This window comes from Streptomyces sp. JW3 (genome assembly GCF_052216785.1).
GTDB lineage: Bacteria > Actinomycetota > Actinomycetes > Streptomycetales > Streptomycetaceae > Streptomyces.
This window is the reverse complement of sequence record NZ_JBQOUX010000005.1, coordinates 1-13,409: the sequence shown is the minus strand read 5'-3', so window position 1 is coordinate 13,409 and position 13,409 is coordinate 1. Positions and strand designations below refer to the sequence as shown.

Annotated in this window: 13 protein-coding genes; all 13 read left to right on the top strand. The window is 71.7% G+C overall.

The window, feature by feature from the left end; translation table 11 throughout:
- Positions 1-153: 153 nt before the first annotated feature.
- The 13 genes from ACTT8P_RS03630 (at position 154) to nusB (ending at position 13,217) form a co-directional block, all read left to right on the top strand.
- On the top strand, positions 154-597 hold the full coding sequence (locus ACTT8P_RS03630; RefSeq protein WP_361164902.1) for a DUF948 domain-containing protein: 444 nt from the start codon (positions 154-156) through the stop codon (positions 595-597).
- A gap of 7 nt (positions 598-604) precedes the next feature.
- On the top strand, positions 605-964 hold the full coding sequence (locus tag ACTT8P_RS03625; protein ID WP_442830046.1) for a hypothetical protein: 360 nt from the start codon (positions 605-607) through the stop codon (positions 962-964).
- Entirely contained in the window at positions 964-3,636 is a 2,673-nt protein-coding gene (gene alaS, locus ACTT8P_RS03620; protein ID WP_442830045.1) for an alanine--tRNA ligase, read from the top strand. Before ACTT8P_RS03625 ends, alaS begins: the two co-directional genes overlap by 1 nt.
- Positions 3,636-4,100, top strand: a complete 465-nt coding sequence (gene ruvX / locus ACTT8P_RS03615; RefSeq protein ID WP_442830044.1) for a Holliday junction resolvase RuvX — start codon at positions 3,636-3,638, stop codon at positions 4,098-4,100. The genes alaS and ruvX overlap by 1 nt, the downstream gene beginning before the upstream one ends.
- A 123-nt stretch (positions 4,101-4,223) precedes the next feature.
- A complete protein-coding gene (gene mltG, locus ACTT8P_RS03610; RefSeq protein WP_442830043.1) occupies positions 4,224-5,978 on the top strand; it encodes an endolytic transglycosylase MltG in 1,755 nt (584 codons plus the stop codon).
- A complete protein-coding gene (locus tag ACTT8P_RS03605; RefSeq protein ID WP_442830042.1) occupies positions 5,959-6,798 on the top strand; it encodes a shikimate dehydrogenase in 840 nt (279 codons plus the stop codon). Before mltG ends, ACTT8P_RS03605 begins: the two co-directional genes overlap by 20 nt.
- A 133-nt stretch (positions 6,799-6,931) precedes the next feature.
- Positions 6,932-8,116, top strand: coding sequence for a chorismate synthase (gene aroC / locus ACTT8P_RS03600; protein WP_442830041.1), 1,185 nt, complete (start codon positions 6,932-6,934; stop codon positions 8,114-8,116).
- Positions 8,113-8,628, top strand: a complete 516-nt coding sequence (locus ACTT8P_RS03595; RefSeq protein ID WP_442830040.1) for a shikimate kinase — start codon at positions 8,113-8,115, stop codon at positions 8,626-8,628. The genes aroC and ACTT8P_RS03595 overlap by 4 nt, the downstream gene beginning before the upstream one ends.
- Positions 8,625-9,719, top strand: a complete 1,095-nt coding sequence (gene aroB / locus ACTT8P_RS03590) for a 3-dehydroquinate synthase (protein WP_442830039.1) — start codon at positions 8,625-8,627, stop codon at positions 9,717-9,719. Before ACTT8P_RS03595 ends, aroB begins: the two co-directional genes overlap by 4 nt.
- A gap of 243 nt (positions 9,720-9,962) precedes the next feature.
- Positions 9,963-10,832: a Pro-rich N-terminal domain-containing protein gene (locus tag ACTT8P_RS03585; RefSeq protein WP_442830038.1), complete on the top strand. Its 870-nt coding sequence runs from the start codon at positions 9,963-9,965 to the stop codon at positions 10,830-10,832.
- 214 nt (positions 10,833-11,046) lie between these two features.
- Positions 11,047-12,153 carry an aminopeptidase P family protein gene (locus ACTT8P_RS03580; protein WP_442830037.1) on the top strand — a complete coding sequence of 369 codons (1,107 nt, stop codon included), beginning with the start codon at positions 11,047-11,049 and terminating at the stop codon, positions 12,151-12,153.
- Between the two features lie 66 nt (positions 12,154-12,219).
- On the top strand, positions 12,220-12,786 hold the full coding sequence (gene efp, locus ACTT8P_RS03575) for an elongation factor P (RefSeq protein WP_442830036.1): 567 nt from the start codon (positions 12,220-12,222) through the stop codon (positions 12,784-12,786).
- 2 nt (positions 12,787-12,788) lie between these two features.
- The gene (gene nusB, locus ACTT8P_RS03570; RefSeq protein WP_442830035.1) at positions 12,789-13,217 is read left to right on the top strand and encodes a transcription antitermination factor NusB; all 429 of its coding nucleotides are present in this window, start codon (positions 12,789-12,791) and stop codon (positions 13,215-13,217) included.
- Positions 13,218-13,409 lie beyond the last annotated feature (192 nt).

Genomic DNA, 13,409 nt, shown 5'->3' with positions numbered 1-13,409 from the left:
AGCGTAAGCGCTGCGTACAATCGCTTCGTGCGACTCCGGTTCACTCTTGTGCGTCCGGGCGGTAATCCGGTACGGACCCCCAGCCCCGGCGCGATAGGCTCGGTGCACGAGTTTTCCGATGTTCTTGATGTTCAGGCACGTTTCAGGGAGCGGGTGCACACAGTGTCCGGTGGCGAGGTGGCCGGGATCCTGGTGGCCGTCTTCTGGGCGATCCTGGTCTCCTTCCTCGCCGTCGCACTGGTGAGGCTGGCCCAGACGCTCAAGGCGACCACCAAGCTGGTGGCGGACGTGACCGACCAGGCCGTCCCGCTGCTGGCCGACGCGTCCACGGCGGTGCGCTCCGCGCAGACCCAGATCGAACGGGTCGACGCGATCGCCTCCGACGTCCAGGAGGTCACCTCCAACGCCTCGGCGCTGTCCACCACCGTCGCCTCCACCTTCGGCGGCCCCCTGGTCAAGGTCGCGGCCTTCGGCTACGGCGTGCGCCGGGCGATGGGCGGCCGCAAGGACGACGCGCCGGCCAAGACCCCCAGGCGCACCGTCGTGGTGGGCCGTACCGTCCCGGCGACCCGGCGGGCGAAGCGGAAGAAGGACTGACCCAGCAATGTTCCGCCGTACGTTCTGGTTCGGCACCGGCGTCGCCGCCGGTGTGTGGGCCACCACCAAGGTCAACCGGAAGCTGAGGCAGCTCACCCCCGAGAACCTCGCCGTCGCCGCGGCGAACAAGGCGATCGAGGCGGGCGGCCGGCTGAGGGACCGCGCGGTGGACTTCGCGCTCGACGTCCGCGACAACATGGCCCAGCGGGAGGCCGAACTGGGCGACGCGCTCGGTCTGGACGCCCCCGTCGACCAGGAACTCCCCGCGCCCCGGCGGTACGCCGCCATCGAGAACCGCAACGACCCGACCACTTCGAAGTACATCGACAGGACGACGTACTCGTACAACCGGAATGAGGACCACTGATGGAGTCGGCCGAGATCCGCCGCCGCTGGCTGAGCTTCTTCGAGGAGCGCGGGCACACCGTCGTCCCGTCGGCGTCGCTCATCGCGGACGACCCGACTCTGCTGCTGGTCAACGCCGGGATGGTGCCGTTCAAGCCGTACTTCCTCGGTGAGGTCAAGCCGTCCTTCGACCGCGCCACCAGCGTGCAGAAGTGTGTGCGTACCCCGGACATCGAAGAGGTCGGCAAGACCACCCGGCACGGCACGTTCTTCCAGATGTGCGGAAACTTCTCCTTCGGCGACTACTTCAAGGAAGGCGCCGTCAAGCTCGCCTGGGAGCTGCTCACCAGCCCCCAGGACAAGGGCGGTTACGGCCTCGACCCCGAGCGCCTGTGGATCACCGTCTACCAGGACGACGACGAGGCCGAGCAGCTCTGGCGCGAGGTCGTCGGTGTCCCCGCCGAGCGCATTCAGCGGCTGGGCAAGAAGGACAACTTCTGGTCCATGGGCGTGCCCGGCCCCTGCGGCCCCTGCTCCGAGATCAACTACGACCGCGGCCCCGAGTTCGGCGTCGAGGGCGGCCCGGCCGTCAACGACGAGCGGTACGTGGAGATCTGGAACCTGGTCTTCATGCAGTACGAGCGCGGCCAGGGCATCGGCAAGGAGGACTTCGAGATCCTCGGGGACCTGCCGAGCAAGAACATCGACACCGGGCTCGGCCTGGAGCGGCTCGCCATGATTCTGCAGGGCGTGCAGAACATGTACGAGATCGACACCTCCATGGCCGTCATCGACAAGGCCACCGAGCTGACCGGCGTGGCCTACGGCGACGCCCATGAGTCGGACGTCTCCCTGCGCGTGGTCACCGACCACATCCGCACCGCCGTGATGCTCATCGGCGACGGCGTCACCCCCGGCAACGAGGGCCGCGGTTACGTACTGCGCCGCATCATGCGCCGCGCCATCCGCAACATGCGGCTGCTCGGCGCCACCGGTCCGGTCGTCAAGGACCTGATCGACGTCGTGATCGGGATGATGGGGCAGCAGTACCCCGAGCTGATCACCGACCGCGAGCGGATCGAGAAGGTCGCCGTCGCCGAGGAGAACGCCTTCCTCAAGACGCTCAAGGCCGGCACCAACATCCTGGACACCGCCGTCTCCGACACCAAGGCCGCCGGCGGCTCGGTCCTCGCCGGCGACAAGGCGTTCCTGCTCCACGACACCTGGGGCTTCCCGATCGACCTCACCCTGGAGATGGCCGCCGAGCAGGGCCTGTCCGTGGACGAGGACGGCTTCCGGCGGCTGATGAAGGAGCAGCGCGAGCGGGCCAAGGCCGACGCCCAGGCCAAGAAGACCGGCCACGCCGACCTCGGCGCCTACCGCGAGATCGCCGACCGCGCCGGAGCCACCGACTTCATCGGCTACACCGACACCGAGGGCGAGTCGACGATCGTCGGCATCCTGGTCGACGGCGTCTCCTCGCCGGCCGCAACCGAGGGCGACGAGGTCGAGATCGTCCTGGACCGCACGCCGTTCTACGCCGAGGGCGGCGGCCAGATCGGCGACACCGGCCGGATCAGGGCCGACTCCGGTGCCGTCATCGAGATCCGTGACTGCCAGAAGCCGGTCCCGGGCGTCTACGTCCACAAGGGCGTCGTCCAGGTCGGCGAGGTCACCGTGGGCGCCAAGGCGCACGCCGCCATCGACGGCCGGCGCCGCACGGCCATCGCCCGCGCCCACTCCGCCACCCACCTCACCCACCAGGCGCTGCGCGACGCCCTGGGCCCGACGGCCGCCCAGGCCGGTTCCGAGAACCAGCCCGGCCGGTTCCGCTTCGACTTCGGTTCGCCCGCCGCCGTGCCCACCGCCGTGATGACCGACGTCGAGCAGAAGATCAACGAGGTGCTCGCTCGCGACCTCGACGTGCGTGCCGACGTCATGGGCATCGACGAGGCCAAGAAGCAGGGCGCCATCGCCGAGTTCGGAGAGAAGTACGGCGAGCGGGTCCGGGTCGTCACCATCGGCGACTTCTCCAAGGAGCTGTGCGGCGGCACCCACGTGCACAACACCGCCCAGCTCGGCCTGGTCAAGCTGCTCGGCGAGTCGTCCATCGGCTCCGGCGTGCGGCGCATCGAGGCCCTGGTCGGCGTGGACGCCTACAACTTCCTGGCCCGCGAGCACACGGTCGTCGCCCAGCTGCAGGAGCTGATCAAGGGCCGTCCGGAGGAGCTGCCGGAGAAGGTCTCGGCCATGCTCGGCAAGCTGAAGGACGCCGAGAAGGAGATCGAGAAGTTCCGCGCCGAGAAGGTCCTCCAGGCGGCCGGCGGGCTCGCCGAGTCGGCCAAGGACGTGCAGGGTGTGGCCCTGGTCACCGGCCAGGTCCCGGACGGCACCACCGCCGACGACCTGCGCAAGCTGGTCCTCGACGTGCGCGGCCGCATCCAGGGCGGCCGGGCCGCGGTCGTGGCCCTGTTCACCACGGTGAACGGCAAGCCGCTCACCGTCATCGCCACCAACGACGCCGCCCGCGACCGCGGCCTCAAGGCCGGTGACCTGGTCCGCACCGCCGCCAAGACGCTCGGCGGCGGCGGTGGCGGCAAGCCGGACGTGGCCCAGGGCGGCGGCCAGCACCCGGCCGCCATCGGCGACGCCGTGGCCGCCGTCGAGCGGCTGGTCGCGGAGACGGCGAAGTAATGCGCCGAGGACGTCGGCTCTCCATCGACGTCGGGGACGCCCGGATCGGGGTCGCCTCGTGCGACCCCGACGGCATCCTCGCCACCCCCGTGGAGACGGTGCCGGGCCGGGACATCCCGGCCGCCCACCGGCGGCTGCGCGCGATCGTCGAGGAGTACGAGCCGATCGAGGTCGTCGTCGGGCTGCCGCGCTCCCTCAAGGGGGGCGAGGGCCCGGCCGCGGCCAAGGTCCGCCGGTTCGCGCAGGAGCTGGCCAAGGGCATCGCCCCGGTCTCCGTCCGGCTCGTCGACGAGCGGATGACGACCGTCACGGCGAGCCAGGGCCTGCGCGCCTCCGGGGTGAATTCCAAGAAGGGCCGCAAGGTCATCGATCAGGCCGCCGCTGTGATCATCCTTCAGCAGGCACTTGAATCCGAACGGGTGTCAGGTAATCCTCCTGGCGAGGGCGTCGAAGTGGTCATCTGATCGCTGTACGGTAACGTTCCGCGCGATGCGGCGGTGTTCGAACAGCCACCGCACGGAGAGAGGCGGAACGGTAAGCGGTCCGTGAAAGCCGCGTGACCGCCGCCTCGCGGCTCTAGGGGATCCATGACTGAGTATGGCCGGGGCCAGGGCTCCGAACCGTGGCACCCTCAGGACCCGTTGTACGGGGACGGTGGGTGGGGAGGGCAGCAGGCCCCCGCGGGACAGCAGCCCTCCGACGGCGGCCAGCCGCAGCACCATCCGCAGCAGCACGGTGACTGGGGCGACGCAGGCCAGGCCGCATACGGCGGCCAGGCCCAGCAGCAGTACCCGCACGACGGTCAGTCGTACGACGGACAACAGTACGGCGGACAGCAGTACGACGCTCAGCAGTACGACGGACAGTACGGCCAGCAGCAGTACGACCCGGCGTACGGCCAGCAGCAGTACGCGGCGCAGCAGCAGGGCCAGCCGCAGGACCCGCAGCAGTACGACACCGGCGGCCGGGCCGGCTACGGTCAGCAGCCTCCGTACCCCGCCGATCCCTCGGACCCGTACGGACCGGGGACCGCCGCCTCCTACGGCACCGAGCAGCCCGACTACTACGGCACCCCGGACGCGTACCCGCCCCCGGAGCCGCCGAGCCGTCGGCGCGCCGAGCCGGAGCCCGAGCGCACCGACTGGGACCCGGGCCCCGACCAGGGAGAACACGCCTTCTTCGCGGGCGACGACGGCGCCGACGAAGGCGATGACGACAGCCCCGGACGCGGCGACCGGCGCGGTCGTGGCGGCAAGCCGAAGAAGCGGCGGAACGGTTGTGCGTGCCTCGTGGTCTGCCTGGTACTGGGCGGCGGCGTGGCCGGATTCGGCTATTTCGGCTACCAGTTCTACCAGGATCGTTTCGGCGCGGCCCCGGACTTCGCGGGGGAGGGCAACGGGACGCAGGTGAGCGTCACCGTGCCCAAGGGCGCGGGCGGCTCAGTCATCGGACAGGAACTGAAACGCAAGGGCGTGGTCAAGAGCGTCGACGCCTTCATCGCCGCGCTGCAGGGCAACCCGAACGCCAAGGGCATCCAGGACGGCGTCTACACGCTCGAGAAGGAGATGTCCGCCGAGAGCGCCGTGAAGCTGATGCTCAGTCCCAAGAGTCGCAACACCCTGGTCATCCCCGAGGGCACGCGCGCCGCCGCCGTCTACAAGCTCATCGACAAACGTCTGGACGTCGCGGCCGGCACCACCGCCAAGGTCGCCGAGAGCGACTGGAAGGACCTCGGCCTGCCCGACTGGGCGATGAACCACGAGGACGTCAAGGACCCGCTGGAGGGCTTCCTCTACCCGTCCAGCTACTCCGCGGCCAAGGGACAGAAGCCGAAGGAGATCCTCAAGGAGATGGTGGCGCGGGCCGCCGACCAGTACGAGGAGCTGGGCTTCGAGAAGAAGTCCAAGGAACTGGGGCTCGACGGACCCTGGCAGCTGGTGACGGTCGCCAGCCTGGTGCAGGCCGAGGGCAAGACCCACGAGGACTTCCGCAAGATGGCCGAGGTGATCTACAACCGCCTCAAGCCCGACAACTACGAGACCAACCAGAAGCTGCAGTTCGACTCGACCTTCAACTATCTGATGGGTCAGAGCGAGATCCACATCAGCGAGTCCGAGATCAACAGCAACTCGGACCCGTACAACACGTACTACCACAAGGGCCTGCCCCCCGGTCCCATCGGCAACCCCGGTGCCGAGGCCCTGGCGGCCGCGCTGAAACCCACGGACGACGGCTGGATCTACTTCGTGGCCACCGACGGTGTGAGCAACACCGAGTTCGCCAAGACCAACGCCGAGTTCGAGAAGCTGAAGGACAAGTTCAATGCCAGTACCGGCGACTGACGGTCGGCGCGCCGCCGTCCTCGGCTCCCCGATCGCCCACTCCCTCTCCCCGGTGCTGCACCGCGCCGCCTACGCCGAGCTGGGCCTGACCGGCTGGACGTACGACCTCTTCGACGTGGACGAGGCGGCGCTGGAGGGCTTCGTCGGCAATCTCGGCCCCGAGTGGGCCGGGCTGTCGCTGACGATGCCGCTCAAGCGGGCCGTCATCCCGCTGCTGGACGAGATCAGCGACACGGCCGCCTCGGTGGACGCGGTCAACACGGTGGTCTTCACCGAGGACGGCCGCCGCACCGGCGACAACACCGACATCCCGGGCATGGTCGCCGCCCTGCGCGAGCACGGCGTCGAGAAGGTGGAGCGCGCCGCGATCCTCGGCGCCGGCGCCACCGCCTCCTCCGCGCTGGCCGCGCTGGCCCGGATCTGCGCCGGCGAGGTCGCCGTGTACGTGCGCAGCGAGGCCCGGGGCGAGGAGATGCGGGGCTGGGCCGAGCGGCTGGGCGTCGACGTCCGGATCGTGGACTGGGCGCGGGCCGCGGAGGCGCTGCGCGCCCCGCTGGTCGTGGCCACCACCCCGGCCGGTACCACCGACGCCCTCACCGCCGCCGTGCCGGAGCTGCCCGCGACCCTCTTCGACGTGCTCTACGAGCCCTGGCCCACCGCCCTGGCCGCCCGCTGGTCGGCGCACGGCGGAGCCGTGGTCGGCGGCCTCGACCTGCTGCTTCATCAGGCGGTGCTCCAGGTGGAGCAGATGACCGGGCGCGGCCCGGCCCCGCTGGCCGCCATGCGGGCGGCCGGCGAGCGGGCGCTGGCCGGCGCCTAGGGCGGTCCGCTGTCCGGTTGGTGGACCGGCGCCCGGACCGCACCGGGGGACATGGGAGGATTGGGACCGGCGGATCAGGGCCGCGCACCCGGTCGCGCCGTGACGGACAGGGCGCGAACACCGAGGAGCACCGTTGAGCAGGTTGCGCTGGCTGACCGCGGGGGAGTCGCACGGCCCCGCACTCGTCGCGACGCTGGAGGGCCTTCCGGCCGGCGTGCCGATCACCACCGAGATGGTGGCGGACCATCTGGCGCGGCGGCGGCTCGGCTACGGGCGCGGCGCTCGGATGAAATTCGAGCGGGACGAGGTCACCTTCCTCGGCGGTGTCCGGCACGGCCTGACCCTCGGCTCACCGGTCGCGATCATGGTGGGCAACACCGAGTGGCCCAAGTGGGAGCAGGTCATGGCCGGTGACCCGGTCGACCCGGAGATCCTCGCCGGGCTCGCCCGCAACGCCCCGCTGACCCGGCCCCGGCCCGGCCACGCCGACCTCGCGGGCATGCAGAAGTACGGCTTCGACGAGGCCCGGCCGATCCTGGAGCGCGCCTCCGCGCGGGAGACCGCGGCCCGGGTGGCGCTCGGCGCGGTGGCGCGGTCGTACCTGAAGGAGACGGCCGGTATCGAGGTCGTCAGCCATGTCGTCGAGCTGGCCGCCGCCAAGGCGCCCTACGGGGTGCTGCCGACCCCGGCCGACGTCGAGCAGCTGGACGCCGACCCGGTGCGCTGCCTGGACGCGGACGCCTCCAAGGCGATGGTCGAGGAGATCGACCAGGCGCACAAGGACGGCGACACCCTCGGCGGTGTGGTCGAGGTACTGGCGTACGGCGTCCCGGTCGGCCTCGGCTCGCACGTGCACTGGGACCGGCGGCTGGACGCCCGGCTGGCCGCCGCCCTCATGGGCATCCAGGCGATCAAGGGCGTCGAGGTCGGGGACGGCTTCGACCTGGCCCGGGTGCCCGGTTCGCAGGCGCACGACGAGATCCTGGCCACACCCGAGGGCATCAAGCGTGCCTCCGGCCGCTCCGGCGGCACCGAGGGCGGGCTGACCACCGGTGAGCTGCTGCGGGTGCGGGCGGCGATGAAGCCGATCGCGACCGTGCCGCGCGCCCTGAAGACGGTCGACGTCGTCACCGGCGAGGAGGCCGCCGCCCACCACCAGCGCTCCGACGTGTGCGCCGTCCCGGCGGCCGGCATCGTCGCCGAGGCGATGGTCGCGCTGGTCCTGGCGGACGCGGTGGCCGAGAAGTTCGGCGGCGACAGCGTGCCCGAGACCCGGCGCAACGTCACCTCCTACCTCGACGCGCTGGCCATCCGATGAGCCGTCCGCTGCTCGTCCTGGTCGGCCCGATGGGGGTCGGCAAGTCCACGGTCGGCGCGCTGCTCGCCGAGCGGCTCGGCGCCGGGTACCGGGACACCGACGAGGACATCGTCGCCGAACAGGGCCGCACCATCGCCGAGATCTTCGTCGAGGACGGCGAGGCCGCCTTCCGCGCCCTGGAGAAGCAGGCCGTGCACCGGGCGCTCACCGAGCACGACGGCGTGCTCTCCCTGGGCGGCGGCGCGATCCTGGACGAGGACACCCGCGCCCTGCTCACCGCGCACCGCGTCGTCTACCTCTCGATGGACGTCGAGGAGGCGGCCCGGCGCACCGGGCTCAACGCGGCCCGGCCACTGCTCGCGGTCAACCCGCGCAAGCAGTGGCGCGAGCTGATGGAGGCCAGACGGCACCTGTACGAGGGGGTCGCCGCGGCCGTCGTGCCGACCGACGGCCGCACCCCGGAAGAGGTCACCCAAGCCGCCCTGGACGCACTGGAGTTGAAGGAAGCATGAGCAGCGAGGCAGTCACCCGCATCCAGGTCGGCGCCACCGCGGGCAGCGAGGCCTACGAGGTGCTGGTCGGCCGGCAGCTCCTCGGCGAACTGCCCGGACTCGTCGGGCCCAAGGCCAAGCGGGTCGCCGTCATCCACCCCGAGGCGCTCGCCGAGACCGGCGACGCGCTCCGCGCCGACCTCGCCGGGCAGGGCTACGACGCGGTCGCCATCCAGGTGCCCAACGCCGAGGAGGCCAAGACCGCCGAGGTCGCCGCCTACTGCTGGAAGGCGCTCGGCCAGTCCGGGTTCACCCGCACCGACGTCATCGTGGGCGTCGGCGGCGGCGCCACCACGGACGTCGCCGGGTTCGTCGCCGCGACCTGGCTGCGCGGGGTGCGCTGGATCGCCGTCCCCACCACTGTGCTGGCCATGGTCGACGCGGCCGTCGGCGGCAAGACCGGCATCAACACCGCCGAGGGCAAGAACCTCGTCGGCGCCTTCCACCCGCCGGCCGGTGTGCTCTGCGACCTCGCCGCGCTGGACTCCCTCCCGGTCCACGACTACGTCTCCGGTCTCGCCGAGGTGATCAAGGCCGGCTTCATCGCCGACCCGGCGATCCTGGAGCTGATCGAGTCCGACCCCGAGGCCGCCCGCACCCCGGCCGGACCGCACACCGCCGAGCTGATCGAGCGGGCCATCCGGGTCAAGGCCGAGGTCGTCTCCGCGGACCTCAAGGAAGCCGGTCTGCGCGAGATCCTCAACTACGGCCACACCCTCGGCCACGCCATCGAGAAGAACGAGCGCTACAAGTGGCGGCACGGCGCCGCCGTCGCGGTCGGCATGCACTTCGCCGCCGAACTGGGCCGCCTGGCCGGCCGCCTGGACGACGCCACCGCCGACCGCCACCGCAGCATCCTGGAAGCGGTCGGGCTGCCGCTGCACTACCGGCACGACCAGTGGCCCAAGCTGGTGGAGAACATGAAGGTCGACAAGAAGTCCCGCGGCGACCTGCTGCGCTTCATCGTCCTGGACGGCCTGGCCAAGCCCACCGTCCTGGAGGGCCCCGACCCGGCGGTCCTCCTCGCCGCCTACGGCGAAGTGGGGCAGTAGGTCCCGCGAAGCACCATCCGCCCGATTCGCCCTGCCCATCGGGCACTTGGCACCGCCCCCGGCCGTTCACCAAACGACGGCCGGGGGCGGTACCGTTCTGCGACAGAGGCGGGGCCGGCCCCGCTGTCAGCGCCCATCGCCTGCGGTGAGTGAGCCGACGGTGCGCGCCGGTGCCGACCCTGGGCCCCGGCGGCAGCGCCCGGCGGCGGACCGAGCCCGAAGAACGAGACGGAGTGGCACCGGATGCAGCACGCAGTGGGTTCTCCGCTGCCGCCGCCCCACCAGCCGGGGCACGGACCGGCCACCGGCTGGTCCCCGGCCGCACATCACCCGGACCCGCCCCCGGGGGCGCGGTCCGCTCCCGTACCTCCGCCGCCGGCCCCCGGCTACCCGGGCCCACCCCCGGCGGCCCCGCCGGTGCCGTCGCACGCCCCGCCGCCGCAGCACGCCCCGCCGCCCGCGCCGGACACCACCGGGCACGTCCCGCTGCCGCCCGGCCGGTCCGTCGCCGCGCCCAGCGTGCCGCCCGCCCCGGCCGGTACGGCCGACCCGGCCGGCACCGTCCTCGCCGTGCTGCTGATCGGCCCGGCCGGGGCCGGCAAGACCAGCGTCGCCAAGTACTGGGCGGACCACCGCCGCGTCCCCACCGCCCACATCAGCCTCGACGACGTGCGCGAGTGGGTCCGCTCGGGCTTCGCCGACCCGCAGTCCGGGTGGAACGACCACTCCGAGGCGCAGTACCGCCTGGCCCGCCGCACCTGCGGCTTCGCCGCGCGCAACTTCCTCGCCAACGGCATCTCCTGCATCCTCGACGACGCCGTCTTCCCGGACCGCCCGGTGGTCGGCCTCGGCGGCTGGAAACGGCACGTGGGGCCCGGCCTGCTCCCCGTCGTCCTGCTGCCCGGACTGGACGTCGTCCTGGAGCGCAACGCCGAGCGGGCGGGCAACCGCCGTCTCACCGACGAGGAGGTGGCCCGCATCCACGGCCGGATGGCCGGCTGGTACGGCTCCGGCCTGCCGATCATCGACAACTCCCAGATCGATGTCCCCGAGACGGCCCGCATCCTGGACGACGTACTGGCCAGATCAATGGCGAGCCCGCCGAACTGGTGACGCGGGGGACTGGAGTGGCGCGAGGGACGCCCGGATCCGGTGACGCGGGGCACTGTCCCGGCTACAGGGGCGCGGGGAACTGCGCCCCCAGCCCTCACCGGCCCGCAGCCGACAGGCAACCGCCCACCCCACGGCCGCCGCCCGCCGCCCGCCGCACCGCCCACTCGGCCTCTCCCAAGCGGCGTCAAAGCAGCGAAGCTCATACGCTCGGCTCATGTCAGAGGTGTACGCGGCCCGCCGGACGCGCCTACGTGAACGCTGCAATGCGGGCGGCAGCGCGGCGGCGCTGGTCTCCCGGCCCGCCAACGTGCGCTATCTCGCCGGTGCCGCCCCGCCCGGCGCCGTCCTGCTGCTGGGCGCCACCGAGGACCTGCTGCTGTGCGGCGAGCCCCCGGGCGACCGCCCCACCGACGGGCGGCCCGACGAAAGCCTCCGCCTGCGGATCCTGCCCGGTCCCGGCTCCGACCCCGCCGTCGCGGCCGGTGGCCTCGCCGTCACCCAGGGCGCCGACTCCCTCGCCGTCGAGGAACACCACCTCACCGTGGCCCGGCACCGGGCGATGGGCTCCGTCGCACCCGGGCTCCGGCTGGCCGACCTGGGCCAGGCCGTCGAACAGCTGCGGGTGGTCAAGGACGAGGAGGAGATCTCCTGCCTGCGGATCGGCGCGGAGATCGCCGACCAGGCCCTGGGCGAACTGCTCGAATCCATCCTGGTCGGCCGCACCGAGCGCCATCTCGCCCTGGAGCTGGAACGCCGCCTGGTCGACCACGGCGCCGACGGCCCCGCCTTCCCCACCTCGGTCGGCACCGGCCCGAACTCCGGCCGTCCCGGGCACCGGCCCACCGACCGCCGGGTGGAGGAGGGCGACTTCCTCTCCGTCTGCCTCGGCGCCACCTACCGCGGTTACCGCTGCGAGATCGGCCGTACCTTCGTGATCGGCACCTCGCCGGCCGACTGGCAGATCGAGCTCTACGACCTGGTCTTCGCCGCGCAACGGGCCGGCCGGGAGGCCCTGGTGCCCGGCGCCGCGCACCGCGACGTGGACCGCGCCGCCCGCCAGGTGCTGGACTGTGCCGGGTACGCCGAGAACCTCACCGCGCGCAGCGGGCACGGCGTCGGACTCGAAATCGACGAGGACCCTCAATTGACCCCGGCGGCCATGGGTAAACTGGACGCTTGTGTGCCGGTCACCGTCGAACCGGGGGTCCACCTCCCGGGCCGGGGCGGTGTCCGGATCGATGACACGCTCGTCGTACGCCCCGAGGCGGACGGCGGACCCGAGCTACTCACCATCACGACCAAGGAGCTGCTCGCGCTCTAGCTGCACGCTGGGGCGCAGGCGCCGGGGTCGTCCACGTCACAGTCCAGTCCAGGAGATTCCGCAACCGTGGCTTCCACGAACGACCTCAAGAACGGCCTGGTGCTCAAGCTCGAAGGCGGCCAGCTCTGGTCCGTCGTCGAGTTCCAGCACGTCAAGCCCGGCAAGGGCCCCGCCTTCGTGCGCACCAAGCTCAAGAACGTGCTCTCCGGCAAGGTCGTCGACAAGACCTTCAACGCCGGTGTCAAGGTCGAGACGGCCACTGTCGACAAGCGCGACATGCAGTTCTCGTACATGGACGGCGAGTACTTCGTCTTCATGGACATGGAGACCTACGACCAGCTGCACGTCGACCGCAAGGCCGTCGGCGACGCCGCCAACTTCCTGATCGAGGGCTTCACCGCCACCGTCGCCCAGCACGAGGGCGAGGTGCTCTTCGTCGAGCTGCCCGCCGCCGTCGAGCTGGTCGTCAAGGAGACCGAGCCGGGCGTCCAGGGCGACCGCTCCACCGGCGGCACCAAGCCGGCCATCCTGGAGACGGACTACCAGATCCAGGTCCCGCTCTTCATCACCACCGGTGAGAAGATCAAGGTCGACACCCGCTCCAGCGACTACCTCGGCCGGGTGAACAGCTAACCGTGGCTGCCCGCAACACGGCCCGCAAGCGCGCCTTCCAGATCCTCTTCGAGGGCGACCAGCGCGGCGCCGACGTCCTGACCGTCCTCGCGGACTGGGTACGGCTCTCCCGGTCCGACACCCGGCAGCCGCCGGTGAGCGAGTACACGATGACGCTGGTCGAGGGGTACGCGGAGCACGCGACGCGGATCGACGAGCTGATCGCCCAGTACGCGGTGGGCTGGACGCTCGACCGCATGCCGGTCGTCGACCGCAACATCCTGCGCCTCGGGGCGTACGAGCTGATCTGGGTCGACGAGACGCCGGACGCGGTCGTGCTCGACGAGGCGGTGCAGCTGGCGAAGGAGTTCTCGACGGACGAGTCGCCGTCGTTCGTCAATGGACTGCTGGGCCGGTTGAAGGAGCTGAAGCCCTCGCTGCGGCGGGCTTAGCCTTTCTCGGGGTGCCTGCGCCGTGGGGGCTGCGGCATTCGGGTGACGTGCGGCTGGTCCGTGGGTGCTCGCGCCCACGCGGCAAAGCCGCATGCCGACTCCGCCCCGCGTCCCTGCGAAGCTGCCCGCACCGGAGTGCAGAAGGAGATCCGCACATGCCGCCGGGGTGGCCGGAACCGACTGGTTCCGGCC

Bases quoted from the DNA above. Each gene is read 5' to 3' on its own strand.
- ACTT8P_RS03625 (WP_442830046.1), top strand. From the start codon at position 605: ATGTTCCGCCGTACGTTCTGGTTCGGCACCGGCGTCGCCGCCGGTGTG.
- alaS (WP_442830045.1), top strand. From the start codon at position 964: ATGGAGTCGGCCGAGATCCGCCGCCGCTGGCTGAGCTTCTTCGAGGAG.
- ruvX (WP_442830044.1), top strand. From the start codon at position 3,636: ATGCGCCGAGGACGTCGGCTCTCCATCGACGTCGGGGACGCCCGGATC.
- mltG (WP_442830043.1), top strand. From the start codon at position 4,224: ATGACTGAGTATGGCCGGGGCCAGGGCTCCGAACCGTGGCACCCTCAG.
- ACTT8P_RS03605 (WP_442830042.1), top strand. From the start codon at position 5,959: ATGCCAGTACCGGCGACTGACGGTCGGCGCGCCGCCGTCCTCGGCTCC.
- ACTT8P_RS03595 (WP_442830040.1), top strand. From the start codon at position 8,113: ATGAGCCGTCCGCTGCTCGTCCTGGTCGGCCCGATGGGGGTCGGCAAG.
- aroB (WP_442830039.1), top strand. From the start codon at position 8,625: ATGAGCAGCGAGGCAGTCACCCGCATCCAGGTCGGCGCCACCGCGGGC.
- ACTT8P_RS03585 (WP_442830038.1), top strand. From the start codon at position 9,963: ATGCAGCACGCAGTGGGTTCTCCGCTGCCGCCGCCCCACCAGCCGGGG.
- ACTT8P_RS03580 (WP_442830037.1), top strand. From the start codon at position 11,047: ATGTCAGAGGTGTACGCGGCCCGCCGGACGCGCCTACGTGAACGCTGC.